The organism is Enterobacter cloacae complex sp. SHL021 (genome assembly GCF_049237765.1).
GTDB lineage: Bacteria > Pseudomonadota > Gammaproteobacteria > Enterobacterales > Enterobacteriaceae > Enterobacter > Enterobacter cloacae.
On record NZ_JBMKJG010000006.1, the window covers coordinates 40,484 to 58,699 of the forward strand.

At 54.0% G+C, this 18,216-nt stretch carries 17 protein-coding genes and 1 riboswitch; of the genes, 6 read left to right on the forward strand and 11 right to left on the reverse strand.

Features of this window, described 5'->3' with window-relative positions:
- Complete coding sequence (locus tag ACOTZF_RS07530; protein WP_013097916.1) at positions 1 to 1,377, reverse strand: diaminobutyrate--2-oxoglutarate transaminase; 1,377 nt, start codon at positions 1,375 to 1,377, stop codon at positions 1 to 3.
- A 346-nt stretch (positions 1,378 to 1,723) separates the two neighbouring features.
- Positions 1,724 to 2,728, reverse strand: a complete 1,005-nt coding sequence (locus ACOTZF_RS07535; RefSeq protein ID WP_040022477.1) for a LacI family DNA-binding transcriptional regulator — start codon at positions 2,726 to 2,728, stop codon at positions 1,724 to 1,726.
- A 238-nt stretch (positions 2,729 to 2,966) separates the two neighbouring features.
- Here ACOTZF_RS07535 and ACOTZF_RS07540 point away from each other — a divergent pair, with 238 nt between their 5' ends.
- Together ACOTZF_RS07540 and ACOTZF_RS07545 are read left to right on the forward strand one after the other, a co-directional pair.
- Positions 2,967 to 4,208, forward strand: a complete 1,242-nt coding sequence (locus ACOTZF_RS07540) for an MFS transporter (protein WP_129252203.1) — start codon at positions 2,967 to 2,969, stop codon at positions 4,206 to 4,208.
- Between the two features lie 16 nt (positions 4,209 to 4,224).
- Positions 4,225 to 5,658 (forward strand): glycoside hydrolase family 32 protein, encoded by a 1,434-nt coding sequence (locus tag ACOTZF_RS07545; protein ID WP_129252204.1) that lies wholly within the window; start codon positions 4,225 to 4,227, stop codon positions 5,656 to 5,658.
- 75 nt (positions 5,659 to 5,733) lie between these two features.
- Here the strand turns inward: ACOTZF_RS07545 and ACOTZF_RS07550 are convergent, their stop codons facing one another.
- Both ACOTZF_RS07550 and ACOTZF_RS07555 read right to left on the reverse strand, forming a co-directional pair.
- The gene (locus ACOTZF_RS07550; RefSeq protein ID WP_176471363.1) at positions 5,734 to 6,228 is read right to left on the reverse strand and encodes a hypothetical protein; all 495 of its coding nucleotides are present in this window, start codon (positions 6,226 to 6,228) and stop codon (positions 5,734 to 5,736) included.
- A gap of 234 nt (positions 6,229 to 6,462) precedes the next feature.
- Entirely contained in the window at positions 6,463 to 7,290 is an 828-nt protein-coding gene (locus tag ACOTZF_RS07555) for a YadA C-terminal domain-containing protein (RefSeq protein ID WP_080292706.1), read from the reverse strand.
- 672 nt (positions 7,291 to 7,962) lie between these two features.
- Positions 7,963 to 8,059, forward strand: a riboswitch (TPP riboswitch).
- Between the two features lie 36 nt (positions 8,060 to 8,095).
- Between ACOTZF_RS07555 and thiM the strand changes: the two genes are divergently transcribed.
- The 3 genes from thiM to ACOTZF_RS07570 are packed head-to-tail and all read left to right on the forward strand — an operon-like array spanning position 8,096 to position 10,452.
- Entirely contained in the window at positions 8,096 to 8,866 is a 771-nt protein-coding gene (gene thiM, locus ACOTZF_RS07560; protein ID WP_129252207.1) for a hydroxyethylthiazole kinase, read from the forward strand.
- The gene (gene thiD, locus ACOTZF_RS07565) at positions 8,863 to 9,663 is read left to right on the forward strand and encodes a bifunctional hydroxymethylpyrimidine kinase/phosphomethylpyrimidine kinase (protein WP_038420163.1); all 801 of its coding nucleotides are present in this window, start codon (positions 8,863 to 8,865) and stop codon (positions 9,661 to 9,663) included. The genes thiM and thiD overlap by 4 nt, the downstream gene beginning before the upstream one ends.
- A gap of 42 nt (positions 9,664 to 9,705) precedes the next feature.
- The gene (locus tag ACOTZF_RS07570) at positions 9,706 to 10,452 is read left to right on the forward strand and encodes a GntR family transcriptional regulator (RefSeq protein ID WP_129252209.1); all 747 of its coding nucleotides are present in this window, start codon (positions 9,706 to 9,708) and stop codon (positions 10,450 to 10,452) included.
- On the opposite strand, the gene ACOTZF_RS07575 is transcribed toward ACOTZF_RS07570, so the two are convergent.
- The 3 genes from ACOTZF_RS07575 to ACOTZF_RS07585 are packed head-to-tail and all read right to left on the reverse strand — an operon-like array spanning position 10,426 to position 13,654.
- Positions 10,426 to 11,379, reverse strand: a complete 954-nt coding sequence (locus tag ACOTZF_RS07575) for a PfkB family carbohydrate kinase (RefSeq protein WP_013097910.1) — start codon at positions 11,377 to 11,379, stop codon at positions 10,426 to 10,428. The two genes, ACOTZF_RS07570 and ACOTZF_RS07575, sit on opposite strands and share 27 nt — an antisense overlap.
- Entirely contained in the window at positions 11,376 to 12,380 is a 1,005-nt protein-coding gene (locus tag ACOTZF_RS07580; RefSeq protein ID WP_038420161.1) for an ADP-ribosylglycohydrolase family protein, read from the reverse strand. The genes ACOTZF_RS07575 and ACOTZF_RS07580 overlap by 4 nt, the downstream gene beginning before the upstream one ends.
- Positions 12,377 to 13,654: a nucleoside permease gene (locus tag ACOTZF_RS07585; protein ID WP_038979525.1), complete on the reverse strand. Its 1,278-nt coding sequence runs from the start codon at positions 13,652 to 13,654 to the stop codon at positions 12,377 to 12,379. Before ACOTZF_RS07585 ends, ACOTZF_RS07580 begins: the two co-directional genes overlap by 4 nt.
- A gap of 252 nt (positions 13,655 to 13,906) precedes the next feature.
- Between ACOTZF_RS07585 and fbaB the strand changes: the two genes are divergently transcribed.
- Positions 13,907 to 14,959 carry a class I fructose-bisphosphate aldolase gene (fbaB, locus tag ACOTZF_RS07590; protein WP_008500869.1) on the forward strand — a complete coding sequence of 351 codons (1,053 nt, stop codon included), beginning with the start codon at positions 13,907 to 13,909 and terminating at the stop codon, positions 14,957 to 14,959.
- Positions 14,960 to 15,005: 46 nt separating this feature from the next.
- Here fbaB and yegS read toward each other — a convergent pair whose 3' ends face one another.
- The 4 genes from yegS to yegQ form a co-directional block, all read right to left on the reverse strand.
- A complete protein-coding gene (gene yegS / locus ACOTZF_RS07595) occupies positions 15,006 to 15,905 on the reverse strand; it encodes a lipid kinase YegS (protein WP_129318154.1) in 900 nt (299 codons plus the stop codon).
- A 124-nt stretch (positions 15,906 to 16,029) separates the two neighbouring features.
- On the reverse strand, positions 16,030 to 16,245 hold the full coding sequence (gene yidD / locus ACOTZF_RS07600; RefSeq protein ID WP_071829996.1) for a membrane protein insertion efficiency factor YidD: 216 nt from the start codon (positions 16,243 to 16,245) through the stop codon (positions 16,030 to 16,032).
- On the reverse strand, positions 16,238 to 16,480 hold the full coding sequence (locus ACOTZF_RS07605; protein WP_013097906.1) for a hypothetical protein: 243 nt from the start codon (positions 16,478 to 16,480) through the stop codon (positions 16,238 to 16,240). The genes yidD and ACOTZF_RS07605 overlap by 8 nt, the downstream gene beginning before the upstream one ends.
- 347 nt (positions 16,481 to 16,827) lie before the next feature.
- The gene (yegQ, locus tag ACOTZF_RS07610; RefSeq protein WP_029881788.1) at positions 16,828 to 18,189 is read right to left on the reverse strand and encodes a tRNA 5-hydroxyuridine modification protein YegQ; all 1,362 of its coding nucleotides are present in this window, start codon (positions 18,187 to 18,189) and stop codon (positions 16,828 to 16,830) included.
- Positions 18,190 to 18,216 lie beyond the last annotated feature (27 nt).

An 18,216-nucleotide genomic window follows, 5' to 3' on the forward strand; every position in this document is an offset into this window, starting at 1 on the left:
TTACGCCGGGCGAACGCCCGCAGCAAGCAGTGCCTGCTCGAATTTATCCAGGAAGACTTTCAGCTCATCATCGCTGATCAGCAGAGAAGGCAGCAGGCGCAGAACGATACCATTACGACCACCGCGCTCCAGAATCAGACCGGCTTCGAAGCACTTCTTCTGAATCAGTGCAGACAGCTCGCCATCACCCGGGAAGCAACCCATGTGGTCAGCGGCTTCGTGTGGCTTAACGATCTCAATACCGATCATCATGCCCAGACCGCGAACGTGGCCGATAACCGGATAGCGTTTCGCCATCTCGTTCAGCTGGCCTTTCAGCCATTCGCCCTGTGCAGCCACTTTGCCAGCGATGTTTTGGTCTTTCAGGATCTTCAGCGTCGTCAGACCGGTTGCCATCGCCAGCTGGTTGCCGCGGAAGGTGCCGGTGTGGTGACCTGGTGCCCATGCATCGAACTGCTTTTTGATACCCAGCACAGCCAGTGGCAGACCGCCGCCAACGGCTTTGGACATCACGATGATGTCTGGCTCGATGCCCGCGTGTTCGAACGCGAAGAATTTACCGGTACGGGCAAAGCCTGCCTGAACTTCGTCCAGGATCAGCAGAATGCCGTGTTCCTGAGTCACTTTACGGATGCGCTGCAGCCACTCAACAGGAGCAGGGTTCACGCCGCCTTCACCCTGAACGGCTTCAAGAATGACCGCAGCAGGTTTACGCACGCCGCTTTCAACGTCGTTGATCAGGTTTTCGAAGTAGTAGGTCAGCGCTTTCACGCCCGCTTCCCCGCCGATACCCAGTGGGCAACGGTACTGGTGTGGGTAAGGCATGAACTGCACTTCTGGCATCATACCGTCTACCGCTTCTTTCGGAGACAGGTTACCGGTCACGGACAGTGCACCGTGAGTCATACCGTGGTAACCACCCGAGAAGCTGATGATACCGCTACGGCCGGTGACTTTTTTCGCCAGCTTCAGCGCCGCTTCCACGGCGTCAGCACCGGATGGACCGGTGAACTGCAGGCAGTACTCTTTGCCCTGACCAGGCAGCAGAGAGAGCAGGTATTCGGAAAACGCGTCTTTCAGAGGCGTAGTCAGATCCAGAGTATGTAACGGCAAGCCGCTGGTAATGACATTTTGGATGCTTTTCAGCACATCAGGGTGGTTATGGCCAAGCGCGAGGGTGCCTGCGCCTGCTAAACAGTCAAGGTATTCTTTATTATCTGCATCGGTGATCCACACGCCTTCTGCTTTAGTGATGGCTAAAGGCAGTTTGCGCGGATAACTCCTGACGTTAGATTCAAACTCGGCCTGACGGGCCAGATAGGTTTCGTTGCTTTTGTGGGCATCTACGGTGTCAATACGGACTTTATCCGTCATCATATCACTCCTACAACCGCCGCTTCGTTATGAGCCACGATTGAATAAAAAGTTAAAAAACAGATGGGGGCCTGAAAAAAACGCCGCCAATATAGAGCCTTTTGCCACGGGGCTCAATGGTTAATTTGTTTACTGTTTTGTGACATGGGGCACAGGGGACGGAATATCCCCGTTTTGAGAAAGAAAATTATGCGTTATGGCAAATAAAAACAGCCGGTTACGTGCTAACTGCCCGGAGGGTAAAATCATAAAAAAGAGTGTGACAAATCGTGCCATTTTTCCCTGAAAGGGAGGTTGACCGCCTCCTTAGCCTGCTTATTACTGCGACAGGGCTAAAAAGCGGTGGTCATCATAGATGCGTAATGGAATTCCGCATTAAAAATGGACTTTCAACGCGCGTGGTTTCCCGATGGGTTTCACCGTTAATAATATGCAGAGCACTGAGGCGACCAATTTCATAATGCGGCAGTTGAACCGTTGAAAGAGGCGGAAGAAAGAGTTCTCCAATGCCTACCATATTGTCATAGCCGATCACCGCGATATCTTCAGGGATGCGAATCCCTTGCGCCAGCAGGGTCTGGTAAACCATCAATGCGATACGATCGTTGCCGCAGATAACCGAGTCGAATTGGGGAAGGCCATTCTGAATGTGCGCCTGCAGAACTGACGGAATGTCGCGATAGTGCTCGTCCCCAAACGCCATATAACTATGATCCAGACGGTCCGGGTCGAGCCCCGCTTCACGGCATGCACGTTCCAGCCCGTGACGGCGTCGGGTTGTGGCCAGATGATCTGCGGGTAAATGCAGGCACAGGGGCTGTCGATAGCCTGCGGCGAGTAACGCCTGTACGGCGGCGTACTGCCCCTGTTCATCATCAGGAATATAGCTGGCGACCTTTTCATCGATACTTTCGCAGTTGGCCAGCACGCAGGGAAGGGTAAGGAGCTTGGCCGGGAGAGGAACCTGACGTAATCCCATGGTGGTGTAAATAATGCCGTCCGGGCGGTGAGAGAGCAGCAGATCGACGATTGCCTCCGGGTTGTCATCGGTAAACATATTCATGACGAAACTGTTCCAGCCGTGCATCCGGGCCGTCTCTTCAATGGACAGCGTAATCTCCACCGAGAAAGGTGTCGTCACCGTATCGAGTGCCAGCACGCCTATGGTTTTTGGCGAGGCATGCGCGCCGCGTACTTTCTTGGCGGAAAGATCGGGTACGTAGCTGGTCTGCTCAATAGCCTGCTGTACGCGTGCCAACGTTTCCGGTTTAAGGCGCTCCGGGTTGTTAAGCGCGCGTGAGACGGTCATCAGCGATACGTTAGCCAGCTTTGCGACGTCCTTCAGGGAAGCCATTTTCTTACTCCGTTAATGTCACGTGTTAAAGAGTATACAACTAAGTTACTGATGTAAAAGGAAAGTGGATATGTGAGTGGAGCCAGACAGGCTTCATTGATGAATAATTGATCGCGATCTCACTTCTGTAATGTTAACGTTAACTTTCGTGATTAACATCATGAATCTGATCCAAACCGCATGAGTAGCGCTCAATGTTAACGTTACTATTTTGTCATTACTCCAACATGAGAATGTCATGATGAAAACGCATCACTCTCACAGCTACCCCTTATTGAGCGCATTACTGTTTTTCTTTTTTGTCACCTGGTCTTCTTCCGGCTCTTTGCTTTCCATCTGGCTCCACCAGGAGGTGGGCTTAAAAGCGGGCGACACCGGCATTATCTATGCCGTGCTTTCTGTCTCCGCGCTTTTCGCTCAAATCTGCTATGGATTCATTCAGGACAAACTTGGTCTGCGCAAGAACCTGCTCTGGTTTCTGACCAGCCTGCTCATTCTTTCTGGTCCGGCCTTTTTGCTGTTTGGTTATCTGCTGCAGATTAACGTTTTACTCGGCAGTATTTTCGGCGGGATTTATATCGGCCTGACGTTTAACGGTGGGATAGGGGTACTGGAGTCCTATACCGAGCGTGTCGCCCGCCAGAGCCAGTTTGAGTTCGGCAAGGCGAGGATGTGGGGATCGCTTGGCTGGGCGGTGGCAACCTTTTTCGCGGGACTTCTGTTTAACATTAATCCGAAGCTGAACTTCGCTGTCGCGAGCTCTGCAGGGCTGCTGTTTTTTGTTTTGCTGGCACGTCTCAGGGTCTCTTCCGCCCCGCACGCCATGCAGGAAGCGGTGTCAGGCGGTAAAGTCACGCTGGAAGATGCATTGCGTCTGCTGACACTGCCGCGGTTCTGGGCGCTGGTGTTTTTTGTTATCGGCACCTGTATTTATGGCGTTTACGACCAGCAGTTCCCGGTCTATTTCTCCTCCCAGTTCCCGACGTTACAGGAAGGAAACGCCATGTATGGCTATCTCAACTCCTTCCAGGTTTTCCTTGAGGCGGCGGGCATGTTCTGCGCCCCATGGCTGGTGAACCGCCTTGGCGCAAAGAATGGCCTGATTTTTGCGGGAATGGTGATGGCGATGCGTATGGTGGCTTCGGGGCTGGTTGAGGGGCCGGTACTGATCTCCATTACCAAGCTATTGCACGCGGTCGAACTGCCCGTTTTGCTGGTCTCAATTTTTAAATACAACAGCTTACATTTCGATAAACGGCTCTCTTCCACCCTCTATCTGGTGGGCTTTGCCTGTACCAGCTCAGTGATCGCCTCGGTCCTGTCGCCGCTGGCGGGTTACAGCTATGAGAAATATGGCTTCGCCCAGTCCTATCTCATTATGGGGCTGTTAGTTTTCAGCACCACGTTTATCTCCATCTTCCTGTTGCGCTCGGGTAAATCCTCTTCAGACCCGCTCATGGCGCAACCTTCCACTATCTGATCGAAAGAGTAGAAAAATGGCGTATTCAATTACTAAAGCAGAGCAGGAACTTCAGTCCAGACGCGAAGGGCTCAACCTGCGCTGGTATCCGCGTTACCACCTCGCTGCGCGCGCTGGCTGGATGAACGACCCAAATGGCCTGGTCTGGTTTGACGGCTGGTATCACGCTTTTTACCAGCATCATCCGTACTCCACCCAGTGGGGGCCTATGCACTGGGGCCATGCGCGTAGCAAGGATTTAGTTCACTGGGAACATCTCCCCGTTGCGCTGGCGCCGGAAGGGCCTGAAGACAAGGATGGCTGTTTTTCCGGATCGGCGGTGGTGGATGGCGATACGCTGGCGCTGATTTACACCGGACATAAATTCCACGGCGATCCTGATGACGAGGCGAATCTCTACCAGGTGCAATGTCTGGCGACCAGCCGTGACGGCATTCATTTTGTCCGGCAGGGAATGATCGTTGATACCCCGCCAGGTCTACATCACTTCCGCGACCCGAAAGTGTGGCGTGAAGGGGAGAGCTGGTACATGGTTGTCGGTGCACGGGACGGTGAGACGGGTCAGGTGCGTGTATATCGTTCTGCCAATCTGCGTGAGTGGCAGGATATGGGCGTGCTGGCGGTGGCTGAAAAAGAGATGGGCTACATGTGGGAATGCCCGGACTTTTTCATGCTCAATGGCAAACGCGTGCTGATGTTTTCGCCTCAGGGGATGGCCGCTGAAGGATTCAAAAACCGTAATCTTTTCCAGAGCGGCTATCTGTTGGGCGAGTGGCAGCCCGGGCAGCTTTTTGTGCGGGAAGGTGAGTTTGTGGAGATGGATCGCGGGCATGATTTCTATGCGCCACAAAGTTTCCTCACGCCTGATGGTCGCCGCATCGTTATCGGCTGGCTGGACATGTGGGAATCCTCCCAGCCGGAACAGGAGGACGGCTGGGCAGGCATGCTCTCTTTACCGCGCGAACTGACGCTCAGTGCGGATAACCGTCTGCAAATGCGACCGGCCAGAGAGGTCGAAGGCCTGCGGGGAGCGTGGTTCCCCTGGCCGGTTAGCACGCTTAACAATCAGCAGATGACTCTGCTGGAACGCTGCGATGCGATGGAGGTTATTCTGCAGTGGGATTGTGCCAATAGCAGTGCCGAGCAGTACGGCATGAGTCTGGGAGAGGGGCTGCGCGTCTACGTGGATGCTCAAATGCAGCGTCTGGTTCTTGAGCGAAACTATCCGCAGTATGGCCTGTGCGGGACACGAAGCGTCGCGCTGAACCTGGATAATACGCTTAGTCTGCGTCTGTTCTTCGACAGTTCATCCGTGGAAGTTTTTGTCAATGAAGGCGACGCGTGTTTAAGCAGCCGAATTTATCCTGAGGCAGGGCGAAGGGAAATAAATTTATTCGCCTGGGGTGGCTCAGCGTTATTATTCGAAGCCGGAGCCTGGCAGCTGGAGTGACGACTTCCCGTTCATTCGCATGGTGAGTTTGCAATAAAGGGGCAGCCACCCCTTTATTGTTGCCGGTTTAGATCATCATTTTGACAGCTGGCTGTTCACAACAATTCCCTTTTCAACCACCAGCGTTAAGGTATATCCCTGTTTATGCCATTTACCGTTGTTTGGTTTCCATCCTTGCCCCAGCAGGAATGCCGCACCGTCATCGATGGTACCGTTCATTACCGCTTCGGCCTCGCGGGAGAGCTGTTTTAAATCACGCGATTGACTTTTATCTGAATTTGCAGTGCATTCGCCGTTAGCTTCCTCAACCTGCGTACATCCTGAATGAGCAAGCTCTTTTCTGTGCTTATGTGTCATTTGTGCATGTTGCACCGCATGAGCCGCATTCGCAAAAGCCGCATTCATCGACGCGTTGCTGATCGCTGCCTGGCGTTGTGATTCTGCGAGATAACAGGTGTCTTTAGAAATGCCTTCATTAAGACACTCCTGCATCCTTGACGCCTTTGTTGCACATCCGCCGAGAAAATACGCTATGCCGAGTATGACTACAGTAAATATCGTTTTTTTCATTGCGCTAACATCTCAATTTTAATATATGCTGTGATGATAATAATTATTATAAAAATAACTATCACCGCTAATGACCAGTAAATGATTTTAATTTTACACCCCAGTAGATGATTTAATTGCGCTCTTGCTTTGATATAAACAAAGCATGTCATTGCAAGAGCAGATATCTAAATTATTTCAGGAATTTAAACGCAACTTGCGATTAATGGTTTTACTCTATGTGGTTGTTTTTAATTACCAGCCAAGCCCTATACCCGCCCCTACAGCATAATCGTTATTCGTTGTGGTGGTGACACCCGCTTTCACAATGGCATGTTCACCCGCATGGAAGGACGCGCCTACCGCAACGGCGCTTTCGTCATGAAAAGTCCCGGCACCCGCACTCACCATAAACGTTTGATCCCGCTCGACTTGCGGCATTGAAGCGATAGCAACGGCACCGGCGATTCCACTACGGGACTCTTTTTTATTATCGTCCACGTCGTCTTTAAGGCTTTTAAACTGTGCGTTAGAACTTTTTTGCTGCTGAATAAGCATTTGTCGGGCCGCGTTGAGCTCCTGTGCTTGCCCGGCTGTTTGCGTAGTCAGCGTATTGATCTGTTTAACGGCGGCTGTATCAGTAACATTACGGGTGATAATCGTCGTCACGCCGTCTTTGCCCGGACGGCCATCACGACCATTAATGACCTGGTTGTGTTGACCGTCTAAATGTGTTGCCTGCGCGGTTTTCAACGCCGTTGCAGAACCATCAACAGAGGTTTGTATTGGGTCAACCGCAATTTGTTTCACGGGAGTTTTCTGCGGCGGCAGAACAGGCGTGGGCGCCTGACCTGGCTCAATATGCTGCCCGTCCAGGTGAGGGGCTAATAATACTGGCTGTGGTGCAACCGGTGTTTGTTGCGTCGGCAGGGTAATAACAGGTGTGGCAGTAAATTGCTCATTCTTTGCGGAAATATATGCGTCCCCCCAACTGGATGTAACCGGCGAGGTAGAGGCAAGAACTGCTGTGCCAGGAACAGAAGTTAAAATAAAAACAGATACGGCGGTTTTAATACATTTCATTTCCAAACTCTCATCAATAAAATTATTTCGCTATCCTGGCGGGAGGATATAACGTCTTGTTATATTTAATTTAAAAAAGGAGGTTACGGTGATTTTTTCTAAATCACTTTTTTTGTAACGCGCAGCAACTATCCCGGATATTCACGTTTTATTTATTGATCTTCATCAATACTGGCACGCATGGCTAAAAAGGGGAGTTTGAGAGCGGATTGATCTACTCATTATAAAACAAGGAGTTAATTTTTATGGGGATTGACGGGCGTTCTTGGGTAAAACTAAGAATACATTAATCTTGCTTATCTGTTTTCGTCAAAAAATTAAATTTTTACGCCTGTTTAATTAATTTATTTAAAGCGTCTTTTGGTTTTTCTTTCTATTGATTTCGTTATTTGTTTTGAATGAAACTTTTATGATTGCCTCTGCAAAATATTTTCCACATGAAAAAATATCATGTTGTAACGGTTTAAAAACAACGAATTTATCGTGTTTAGGTAACAATGATTTAATTATCGCGAAACGTATAGCTAAAAAATACAGGAATGATCTCCCTACGATAAGCTGCGGCCACATGCTGCATGCGACTGGACTTGTAGAAACCCCTTGCACCGTGGCCTTCGCTACGGTTACACTAAATTCAAGCAAATGTTTGTATCTAACTATTTGTTTTAAAAGTATTTTGACTCGGGGTGCCCTTCTTTGTGAAGGCTGAGAAATACCCGTATTACCTGATCTGGATAATGCCAGCGTAGGGAAGTCAGATGCCTTCCCTGGTCATCGCTTCTTCACGCAAGGCAGGAGCGAACCTATGCAGCCTGACCTGCTCGATTTACACGTTTTACATCACTTCCGAACCCGTTCCCCGCTCACGCACTGTATGACCAATGATGTCGTGCAAACCTTTACGGCCAACGTTCTGCTGGCGCTTGGCGCTTCTCCGGCAATGGTGATTGAAGCCGAAGAGGCCGAGCAGTTTGCCGGGATGGCCGATGCGCTGCTGATTAACGTCGGTACCCTCACTACCCCCCGCGCCCAGTCGATGCGTCGGGCCATCGAGAGCGCGGTGGCGGCAGGCAAGCCCTGGACGCTTGACCCGGTTGCGGTGGGCGCTCTGGCGTTCCGTACCCGCTTTTGTCATCAAATCCTTGCCCTGAAACCAACCGCCATTCGCGGCAATGCGTCGGAAATTCTCGCCCTTGCGGGGATGAGCGCAGGGGGACGCGGTGTCGATACCACCGACACCGCCGCTGCCGCGCTGCCCGCCGCACAGGCGCTGGCTCGCCAGACCAATGCCATTGTGGCAGTGACGGGGGAGGTGGATTACGTCACCGACGGCCAGCGCACCCGAACGGTTGTGGGCGGCGATCCGTTAATGACCCGCGTGGTGGGCACCGGGTGTGCGCTCTCGGCGGTGGTGGCGGCGAGTTGTTCCCTGCCGGGGGAGCGGCTGGATAATGTTGCCGCTGCCTGCGGATGGATGAAGCGTGCCGGAACGATCGCCGTTGCGCAGTCTCACGGGCCGGGCAGCTTTGCCAGCGCGTTCCTTGATGCGCTGCACAACCTGGAGGCACAGGCATGAAACGAATTAATGCTCTGACGATTGCCGGTACCGATCCAAGCGGCGGTGCCGGTATCCAGGCCGACCTGAAAACGTTCTCGGCTCTTGGCGCTTACGGCTGCTCGGTGATCACCGCGCTGGTGGCGCAAAACACCCGTGGCGTGCAGTCGGTCTACCGTATCGAACCTGATTTTGTCGGTGCACAGCTGGACTCGGTATTCAGCGATGTGCGCATCGACACCACCAAAATTGGGATGCTGGCAGAAACGGATATCGTCGAAGCGGTGGCCGAGCGGCTGCAACGTTATCAGGTGCAAAATGTGGTGCTGGATACGGTGATGCTGGCTAAAAGCGGTGACCCGCTGCTCTCTGCCTCTGCTGTTGAGACATTGCGCAAGAAACTGCTGCCGCAGGTGGCGCTGATTACGCCAAATCTGCCGGAAGCGGCCGCACTGTTAGACGCGCCACACGCGCAGAACGAACGTGAGATGAAAGAGCAGGGGAACGCCCTGCTGGCGATGGGGTGCGGCGCGGTGCTAATGAAAGGCGGCCATCTCGATGACGATGAAAGCCCGGACTGGCTCTTTACCCGCGACGGTGAACTGCGTTTCACGGCCCCGCGCGTGCATACCAAAAATACCCACGGTACGGGGTGCACGCTCTCTGCCGCGCTGGCGGCGCTGCGTCCACGGCACAACAGCTGGGACGATACGGTACGCGAGGCCAAAACATGGCTCTCGGCCGCGCTGGCAAAAGCCGATACTCTGGAAGTGGGTCACGGTATTGGGCCGGTTCATCATTTTCATGCATGGTGGTAAGCCAGTATACTGGCAGGAAACACCACGCCTGAGAAAACAGAGATGGAACAAGCGCATACCCGGTTAATCGCTCAACTGAATGAACGGATCGCCGCGCCCGACAACATGCCGCTGTATCTGAAATTTGCCGAAACGGTAAAAAACGCGGTACGCAGCGGAGTGCTGGAGCACGGGAATATTCTGCCCGGCGAGCGCGATCTGAGCCAGTTAACCGGGGTGTCGCGCATTACCGTGCGCAAAGCGATGCAGGCGCTGGAAGAAGAGGGCGTGGTAACGCGCGCCCGGGGTTACGGGACACAGATCAACAACATCTTTGAATATTCGCTCAAGGAAGCGCGCGGGTTTTCCCAGCAGGTAGTGCTGCGCGGTAAAAAACCTAACACGCTATGGGTGAATAAACGGGTGGTGAAGTGTACGGAAGAGGTGGCCAGCCAGCTGTCGGTACCCCCGGACAGCGAGGTATTCTTGCTTAAGCGCATTCGTTACGTTGACGATGACGCGGTGTCGATTGAGGAGTCCTGGGTTCCGGTTGAGTTAATTCATGACCCGGACGCAATTGGCATCTCGCTGTACGACTACTTCCGTAGCCAGAATATCTTTCCGCAACGCACCCGCTCCCGGGTCAGCGCCCGGATGCCGGACAGCGAGTTTCAGGCGCATATCAGTATGGATGACAAAATACCGGTACTGGTGATCAAGCAGGTTGCGCTTGACCAGCAGCACCGGCCGATTGAGTACAGCATCAGCTACTGTCGCAGCGATCTATACGTCTTTGTGTGCGAGGAGTAAGGCCTCGCGCGTCGGCGCGCAATCCCCGCCGCGGTGGCTGACCACCCAGGCCGCCACGGCATTTCCCAGCGTCACGGCATCCGCCAGACGCCATCCTGCCGCCAGACCGGCAAGCGTACCGCCCGCATGGCTGTCGCCTGCGCCAATGGTATCGACGACGGTGGCGGGAAACGCTGGAACATAACCCGATGCGTCGCCTTCATACCAGGCTGCGCCATCTTTGTCGTGACGAATAATCAGCGCGGCGCCATAACGGTGCTGCCACTGCACGCCTAAAGTATCAACGTCCATGCCAGCGCGCTCAGCGGCAATCTGCGCCTCCTGACGATTGAGCGACACTATGGGTTTCAGGGCCATGATCCGCGCCATGAGTGCGTCGGGAATATCGGCAATGCGGGGGCCAAAATCGATAAACGCGGTGACGTTTTCCAGCGACTCCAGCCAGCGTGTGAGCAGTTCGCCCGATGGCGATGCCAGCTGATAGCCGGACAGATACACCAGGCTACCCGGCGGGACGTTCAGCCCATCCAGCCAGTGCGGCTGCCACTGGTTCTCCACGCCGCTAAACGACATAAAGGTGCGTTCGCCGTCAGGCTCTACCAGCGCCAGACACCAGCCGTTATCGCCCGCTTCGGCCTCCACGGCGCTGTGCAGCTCCTGTCTTGCCATGGCGTTACGGATGATCTCCGCCCATACGCCGTGGCCGACGGGCAGGGCGTTTTGCGCCGCAATGCCGAGCCGCTTCAGGGCGATGGCAATATTCAGCGCACAGCCGCCGATATTCACCCCTTGTTGTTTCAGCTCGATATCGCATCCGCGCCAGGGCAGGGCGTACGCGTCGGCGATCACGTCGATGACCGCCGCGCCCAGCACCGTGACCGGGCGTGTGGCCTGTAATGTTTCAAGACGCTGGGCTAACGTACTCATACGCCCTCCCTTTGCTCCCGGTAGTGCAGCAGTTTTTCGCAATAGTAGTCAAAATCGAGCCGGTTTTCGGTATCGAGTTCATCCTTCAGCGCCGGGTCAATCGCCTGCACGCCGTGCAGTGCCCCGCAGATGGCCGTTGCCATCGCCCCGATGGTGTCTGTATCTCCGCCGAGGTTGGCGCACAAAATCGCGCAGCGGTTTGGGTCCGTGCCGGCCAGCTCCACCATCGCAATTGCCGCCGGAACGGACTCGATGGTGCTGGTGCCCGCACCAATAAGCTGATAAATCTGCTCGCTGGCGGAGTCGATACCGTGGGCTTCCCGCACGGTCTTAAGCGCCAGTTCAATACGAGCCGCCAGCGAGGCGCTGAAGGTGGTGGTATTCGCCTCCTGTGCGTAGCGGGCAATGCCGGGCAGGGCATCGACGATGTTCTGCCAGCGCTCGCCGTCGATGGCGCGCGAAACCGCCCAGGCAATCACCACGGCCCCGGCGATGGCGAGGTCCGATTTATGCGTCGGGCTGGAGGCCAGCGCGACCTGCCCGACAAAATGTTCCAGCCGCGTCGCCGGTAGCAGGCAGCCCAGCGGGGAAGCCCGCATCGCCGCCCCGTTGGTCACACCGTTGTTGTCCAGTTCGCTGACGGGTTTGCCGTCGCGGATGGCGTTAAGCGCGATTTTTGAGGTGGGACCCAGCACGTTTTTATTAAAGGCATCGAAATCCAGCGCCCAGTTCAGGATGTGTTTGCCGATGATATCCGCGTCAATCTCCCCGTCGCATTCGATAATCGCATCGGCCAGGCACAGCGCCATCGAAGTATCATCGGTAAACTCCGCGCGCTTAAAATAGCAGGCCGCGTTATTCTCTGCCGGGCCGGGTAAGAAGCGGTCGATCCAGCCGAAGTGCGCTTTTACGCGCTTTCTTGGCCACAGCTCGGATGGCATACCCATCGCATCCCCTAACGCCTGCCCGTAAAGAGCACCGAGAATACGTTCTTGTTTCATTTAACTTCCCCTTGTGTCAGCGCAGCATCGCCATCAACCACCTCAATTGCGGTGATCTCTTTGTCCGATTCGCGGAAAAACAGCATAAACAGCACGGCGATCACGGCAATCATGATCGCACCGAATGTCCACATTCCGGCCCAGTTGAAGGTCAGCCCATTCACCGGCTCTTTGTAAGCGAACATTTTTTCCATCATCACGCCGCCCAGGCGGTAACCCAGCAGGCTACCAAAGCCCTGACAGCACAGCGTAATCAGGCCTTGCGCAGCCGTACGCATATGCGCCGGCGCTTTTTTATCCACGTAGATATACGCGGTTACATAGTAGAAGTCGTAGCTCACCCCGTGCAGCAGAATGCCGAGGAACAGCAACGCATAGGTGAAGTATTGTTCCGCGCCACCGTAAACAAAGAAACCGTAGCGGATGGCGGCCGTGAGCAGGCCCAGCAGTAAGACCTTCTTAATACCAAAGCGTTTAGTGAAGAACGGCAGCGCCAGCATAAAGAAGATTTCAGAGAACTGGCCGAGCGTCATCCAGCCGGTGGCGTTTTTCATCCCCACTTCGGTGAGATAGCCGTTGGCGAAGATGTAATAGAAGGCCAGCGGCATCGCGAACAGGAAAGAGCAGAAGAAGAATACCAGGAAGTTTTTGTCGCGCAGCAGGATCAGCGCGTCCAGACCGAGCATCACTTTGAAATCCAGCTTGCCGGTACTTTTCGGCGGCGTATTCGGCAGGAAAAGGGCAAACACGCCCAGCAGGGCAGAGCTGGCTGCGGTCATCAGCAGCGGAATATTGGTATCAGAGATATCGCTATAGCCCAGCATCTGCGGCAGGAATCCGCATGCCAGACCGGAGGCGATCCAGCCGATAGTGCCCATCACGCGAATACGCGGGAAATCGGCTTCCACGTCATCGACGTTGGCGAAGGCAATACTGTTGGTCAGCGCAATGGTGGGCATATAGGTGAGAGAGTAGGCCAGCAGCAGCGGGAAGAAGGTGCTGAACTGGGTTTGCTGTGCGGCGAAGTACATCAGAACGGCACCGGCAAACATCAGCACCGCCAGCACTTTCTGGGCGGCAAAGAAACGGTCGGTCAGCGAGCCGACGAGAATAGGCGACAGGATCGCCGCAATGGCCGTACAGGCGTAGGACCAGCCAATCTCCCCCGCGGTAAAGCCGCTTTTGCTCAGCCACAGCCACAGCGGCACAAACCACGCTCCCCAGATAAACCATTCAACAAACATCATGAATGACAGTTGGACTTTCGTTTTCATTGTTTAATCCTGCATGTCAGTGAGAGTACGCCTTTAACATACCATTCAATAATACCTTTGAAATACCTTTGTGGTGATTGTTTGATCAATGTAACAGTTTTGTTGTACACGAATCGAGCCAGCAGATTGTGCTGAAAAAAAATGCAAATGCTGGAAAATCTGTTAAGTCGGTACCAGGCTTAGTCTGCCCATAAAAATGTGGGTCTGGATAAACACTCACCGACATGACGTCGGAATTACGGGAGCATCGCTATGACTGATATTGCGCAGTTGCTTGGCAAAGACGCCGACAGCCTTTTACAGCATCGTTGTATGACCATTCCAGCCGACCAGCTTTATCTGCCCGGCCACGACTACGTTGACCGCGTGATGGTGGATAACAACCGTCCACCGGCCGTGCTGCGAAATATGCAGACGCTCTATAATACCGGGCGGCTGGGCGGTACCGGGTATCTCTCGATTCTGCCGGTTGACCAGGGCGTTGAGCACTCGGCAGGCGCCTCCTTTGCAGCCAATCCGCTCTACTTTGATCCGAAGAACATTGTTGAGCTGGCGATTGAAGCGGGCTGTAACTGTGTGGCCTCTACCTATGGCGTGCTGGCGTCTGTTTCACGGCGTTATGCCCACCGCATTCCTTTCCTCGTCAAACTGAACCACAACGAGACGCTCAGCTACCCAACCGAATATGACCAGACCCTCTACGCCAGCGTGGAGCAGGCGTTCAATATGGGCGCAGTAGCGGTTGGGGCGACGATCTACTTCGGTTCTGAGCAGTCCCGTCGTCAGATTGAAGAGATTTCCGCCGCCTTTGAACGCGCCCATGAGCTCGGGATGGTGACCGTGCTGTGGGCGTATCTGCGTAACTCCGCGTTTAAAAAAGATGGGGTGGATTACCACGTCTCAGCTGACCTGACCGGTCAGGCGAACCACCTGGCCGCAACCATTGGCGCTGACATCGTGAAGCAGAAAATGGCCGAGAATAACGGCGGCTATAAGGCGGTGAACTTCGGTTATACCGATGACCGTGTCTACAGCAAGCTGACCAGCGATAACCCGATCGACCTGGTGCGCTACCAGCTGGCGAACTGCTACATGGGACGCGCCGGGCTGATTAACTCCGGCGGTGCGGCGGGTGGAGATACTGACCTGTCTGACGCGGTACGCACGGCGGTTATCAACAAACGCGCAGGCGGTATGGGGCTGATACTTGGCCGTAAAGCGTTTAAGAAATCGATGGCTGACGGCGTGAAGCTGATCAATGCAGTTCAGGATGTCTATCTGGACAGCAAAGTGACGATCGCCTGACGCCTCACTCTCCCTCTCCCTTTGGGAGAGGGCTGGGGTGAGGGGATTAGCGCAGAAGCACACAATCCGGCGGCAACCGGCACTGCAGCGCGCCGGGCAACACCTCTATGCGGAAATGCTCCCCGCTCAACGGTTCCCCATCCAGATTAAACGTCATCCCGTGCGGGGCATTCACTTCGAACCACGCGGATTTTCCGGCAATAATGTTTGGGCTCTCTTCGGGCTGCGTCAGCGTGGTAAATAGCGCGGGCAGCAGGCCGTCGCCGGTGAAAATACGCAGCTGAAGCTGACCGTCATTAATCAGCGCCTCCGGGCAAAGCTGCTGCCCGCCGCCTGCCTGACGACCGTTGCCAATGCCAATCACCAGCGCGTCTCCCTGCCACTGGAAATCCTCGCCGCGAATTTCACAGCGGTCCGGCTTGAGGGTGTCCATGCGCATCAGACCGTGAATCAGATAAGAGACACCGCCCAGCGCCGCTTTGAGTTTTTCCGGCGTTTCGCTGGTGATCCGCGTGCCGAACCCGCCCGTCGCCATGTTGATAAAGCAGGTTTTGTCATTCACCTGCGCAATGTCCACGGCGGTAGCTTTGCCAAGGATCGCCAGTTGCAGGGCTTTACTCAACTCCTCCGGAATGCCAGCGCTGGTGGCAAAATCATTGGCGGTACCGAGCGGTAAAATGCCCATCACCGGACGGCCTTCGGTGGGCAGGTCGACAAGCGCAGAGGCGATCTCATTGATGGTGCCGTCGCCGCCGCCGGAGATAATGGTTTCGACACCCAACGTCAGGCCTTCATGGATATACCGTGCCGCGTCGCCTTTTTCCCACGTGACCCGTACATGGATCCGCGCCCCATCTTCCCGCAAATCAGTGATTGCCTGACGCAGCAGATCGTTGCCTGCACTTTTACCATTGAGAATCAATAAATTGTCTGGATAGGTTGCCATCCTCGCTGCTCCCTTTTTTAGCGTTAGTAAGAGTGTATAGCAGTGACGAAAAAAGCGGGTAAGAACAGGATGAAAGGGAAAAATAAGGCCGCCAATTTTATCTGGAGGCCTTTCCAATTTAGACTCATTTATGAGGAGGGTAATCGAAACCTCCATGAGGAGGACGACAGCGATAAATGCGTTGTAATCCCAATCTCCACCCTTTCAGAAAACCGAACCGCTTCAGGCTAATCAGCGTGTACTTTGAGCAGGAAGGAGTATGGCGGCAGCGATTACGGATACTCATTGGGGCATGGTTACGGTATAAGAGTATGAAATGTATGCTAAGCCATTTAAGCATCTGTCACTTCTTTTCTGAAAGTAATGACATAATAGTGGGTCAATGTTGATTTATTTCCGCCAAAGCACCCTGGCCGCTCTTCTATACCGATTGTATCAACGCGCTGGAATTCCCACCCTTCGGCAGCCCAGGAATTCACTTCTTGCTCTAAATACGCTGCTGCAATGCCATCTTTATTATCCTTTGCCTTGATAGAAATGTTTGGTGGAATCTGAACCATCTTATAGGTGTACATATAGAATCCCTTGCTTTTTGAGTGGTTATTGATGGTAAGGCCTGACATCTTTTGATTCAAATGGATTGTTGTAGAAACAAGGTGATGCGATCGCCAACAGGCATCAAAAGTATAATTTTATTTCCTCAGGAGATGTTCAATACAAGTGCAGCAGAATGGCGAAAAACAGAGCATTAAAAAAATAAGCCCACGTAAGGGAGATTACGCGGGCTAAGGAGGTGGTTCCTGGTACAGCTAGCATTTATGGGTTATGTTTTTCAGCGCTGGGGATAATACCCGTATTGAACGAAGCGGTATGTGATCCGATTCTAAGAATTTTCCCGGCGCGAAAAAATTTCCCTGGTTGACTATTTACTATGCGGATTTCGGGTGCTTTCACCGTTGAAATTGCGCATCAGCAGGGCAAACTCCAGCTCCACCTCTTCCGGTACCGGCAGCCAGACGGTATGGCCATTGCCCGGCGCAACCTCAATCGCTTCGCCTTTGCCGTTCTCCAGGTGTTCCAGCGTGAAGTTCATGTTGCCCTGCGGGGTCATCAGCTCCAGGCTGTCGCCTTTGGTGAACTTGTTTTTCACCGCCACGGCGGCCAGCGTACCTTTGCGCTCGCCGGTAAAATCGCCGACAAACTGCTGACGCTCGGACACAGAATAGCCGTGCTCGTAATTCTGGTAGTCGTCATGGGTATGACGACGCAGGAAACCTTCGGTATAGCCGCGGTGCGCCAGACCTTCCAGAGTTTCCAGCAGGCTGGTGTCGAACGGTTTACCGGCTGCCGCGTCGTCAATCGCTTTGCGGTACACCTGTGCGGTACGCGCGCAGTAGTAATAGGATTTGGTGCGGCCTTCAATTTTCAGGGAGTGCACGCCCATCTGGGTCAGACGTTCAACGTGGGCGACGGCGCGCAGATCTTTTGAGTTCATGATGTACGTGCCATGCTCGTCTTCAAAGGCGGTCATGTACTCGCCCGGACGTTTGGCCTCTTCAATCATAAACACGCTGTCGGTTGGCGCGCCGATGCCCAGCGTAGGCTCAACGTTCGTAACCGGGATTGGCTCATGCTTGTGGACGATATTACCGATATCGTCCTCTTTACCTTCCTGGACATTATATTCCCAGCGGCAGGCGTTGGTGCAGGTGCCCTGGTTCGGGTCGCGCTTGTTGATGTAACCGGAGAGCAGGCAACGCCCGGAGTAGGCCATGCACAGCGCACCGTGAACGAAAATTTCGATTTCCATATCCGGCACCTGGGTGCGGATCTCTTCAATCTCGTCGAGAGAGAGTTCACGCGACAGAATGACGCGGGTCAGCCCCATCTGTTTCCAGAATTTGACCGTCGCCCAGTTAACGGCGTTAGCCTGCACGGAGAGGTGAATATCCATCTCCGGGAAGTTCTCCCGAACCAGCATGATTAAACCCGGATCCGACATGATCAGCGCGTCCGGCCCCATATCCACCACCGGCTTCAGGTCACGGATGAACGTCTTCAGCTTGGCGTTGTGCGGCGCGATGTTGACCACCACGTAGAATTTTTTGCCCAGGGCATGCGCTTCGTTGATGCCGAGCTGCAGGTTCTCGTGGTTGAATTCGTTGTTGCGCACGCGCAGCGAGTAGCGCGGCTGGCCCGCGTAGACGGCGTCGGCACCATAGGCGAAAGCGTAACGCATATTTTGCAGCGTCCCCGCCGGGGAAAGGAGTTCCGGTTTAAACATGTTTATTCTCGTTCTGATGACAGGTCA

Excerpts from the sequence above, each read along its gene's own strand:
- ACOTZF_RS07530 (WP_013097916.1), bottom strand. The coding sequence starts at position 1,377 with ATGATGACGGATAAAGTCCGTATTGACACCGTAGATGCCCACAAAAGC.
- ACOTZF_RS07580 (WP_038420161.1), bottom strand. The coding sequence starts at position 12,380 with ATGAAACAAGAACGTATTCTCGGTGCTCTTTACGGGCAGGCGTTAGGG.
- ACOTZF_RS07605 (WP_013097906.1), bottom strand. The coding sequence starts at position 16,480 with ATGTACACCTATAAGATGGTTCAGATTCCACCAAACATTTCTATCAAG.
- ACOTZF_RS07555 (WP_080292706.1), bottom strand. The coding sequence starts at position 7,290 with ATGAAATGTATTAAAACCGCCGTATCTGTTTTTATTTTAACTTCTGTT.
- ACOTZF_RS07570 (WP_129252209.1), top strand. The coding sequence starts at position 9,706 with ATGGAACAAGCGCATACCCGGTTAATCGCTCAACTGAATGAACGGATC.
- ACOTZF_RS07535 (WP_040022477.1), bottom strand. The coding sequence starts at position 2,728 with ATGGCTTCCCTGAAGGACGTCGCAAAGCTGGCTAACGTATCGCTGATG.
- ACOTZF_RS07550 (WP_176471363.1), bottom strand. The coding sequence starts at position 6,228 with ATGAAAAAAACGATATTTACTGTAGTCATACTCGGCATAGCGTATTTT.
- thiM (WP_129252207.1), top strand. The coding sequence starts at position 8,096 with ATGCAGCCTGACCTGCTCGATTTACACGTTTTACATCACTTCCGAACC.
- ACOTZF_RS07540 (WP_129252203.1), top strand. The coding sequence starts at position 2,967 with ATGATGAAAACGCATCACTCTCACAGCTACCCCTTATTGAGCGCATTA.
- yegS (WP_129318154.1), bottom strand. The coding sequence starts at position 15,905 with ATGGCAACCTATCCAGACAATTTATTGATTCTCAATGGTAAAAGTGCA.
- fbaB (WP_008500869.1), top strand. The coding sequence starts at position 13,907 with ATGACTGATATTGCGCAGTTGCTTGGCAAAGACGCCGACAGCCTTTTA.
- ACOTZF_RS07545 (WP_129252204.1), top strand. The coding sequence starts at position 4,225 with ATGGCGTATTCAATTACTAAAGCAGAGCAGGAACTTCAGTCCAGACGC.
- thiD (WP_038420163.1), top strand. The coding sequence starts at position 8,863 with ATGAAACGAATTAATGCTCTGACGATTGCCGGTACCGATCCAAGCGGC.
- yegQ (WP_029881788.1), bottom strand. The coding sequence starts at position 18,189 with ATGTTTAAACCGGAACTCCTTTCCCCGGCGGGGACGCTGCAAAATATG.
- ACOTZF_RS07575 (WP_013097910.1), bottom strand. The coding sequence starts at position 11,379 with ATGAGTACGTTAGCCCAGCGTCTTGAAACATTACAGGCCACACGCCCG.
- ACOTZF_RS07585 (WP_038979525.1), bottom strand. The coding sequence starts at position 13,654 with ATGAAAACGAAAGTCCAACTGTCATTCATGATGTTTGTTGAATGGTTT.
- yidD (WP_071829996.1), bottom strand. The coding sequence starts at position 16,245 with ATGCTTAAATGGCTTAGCATACATTTCATACTCTTATACCGTAACCAT.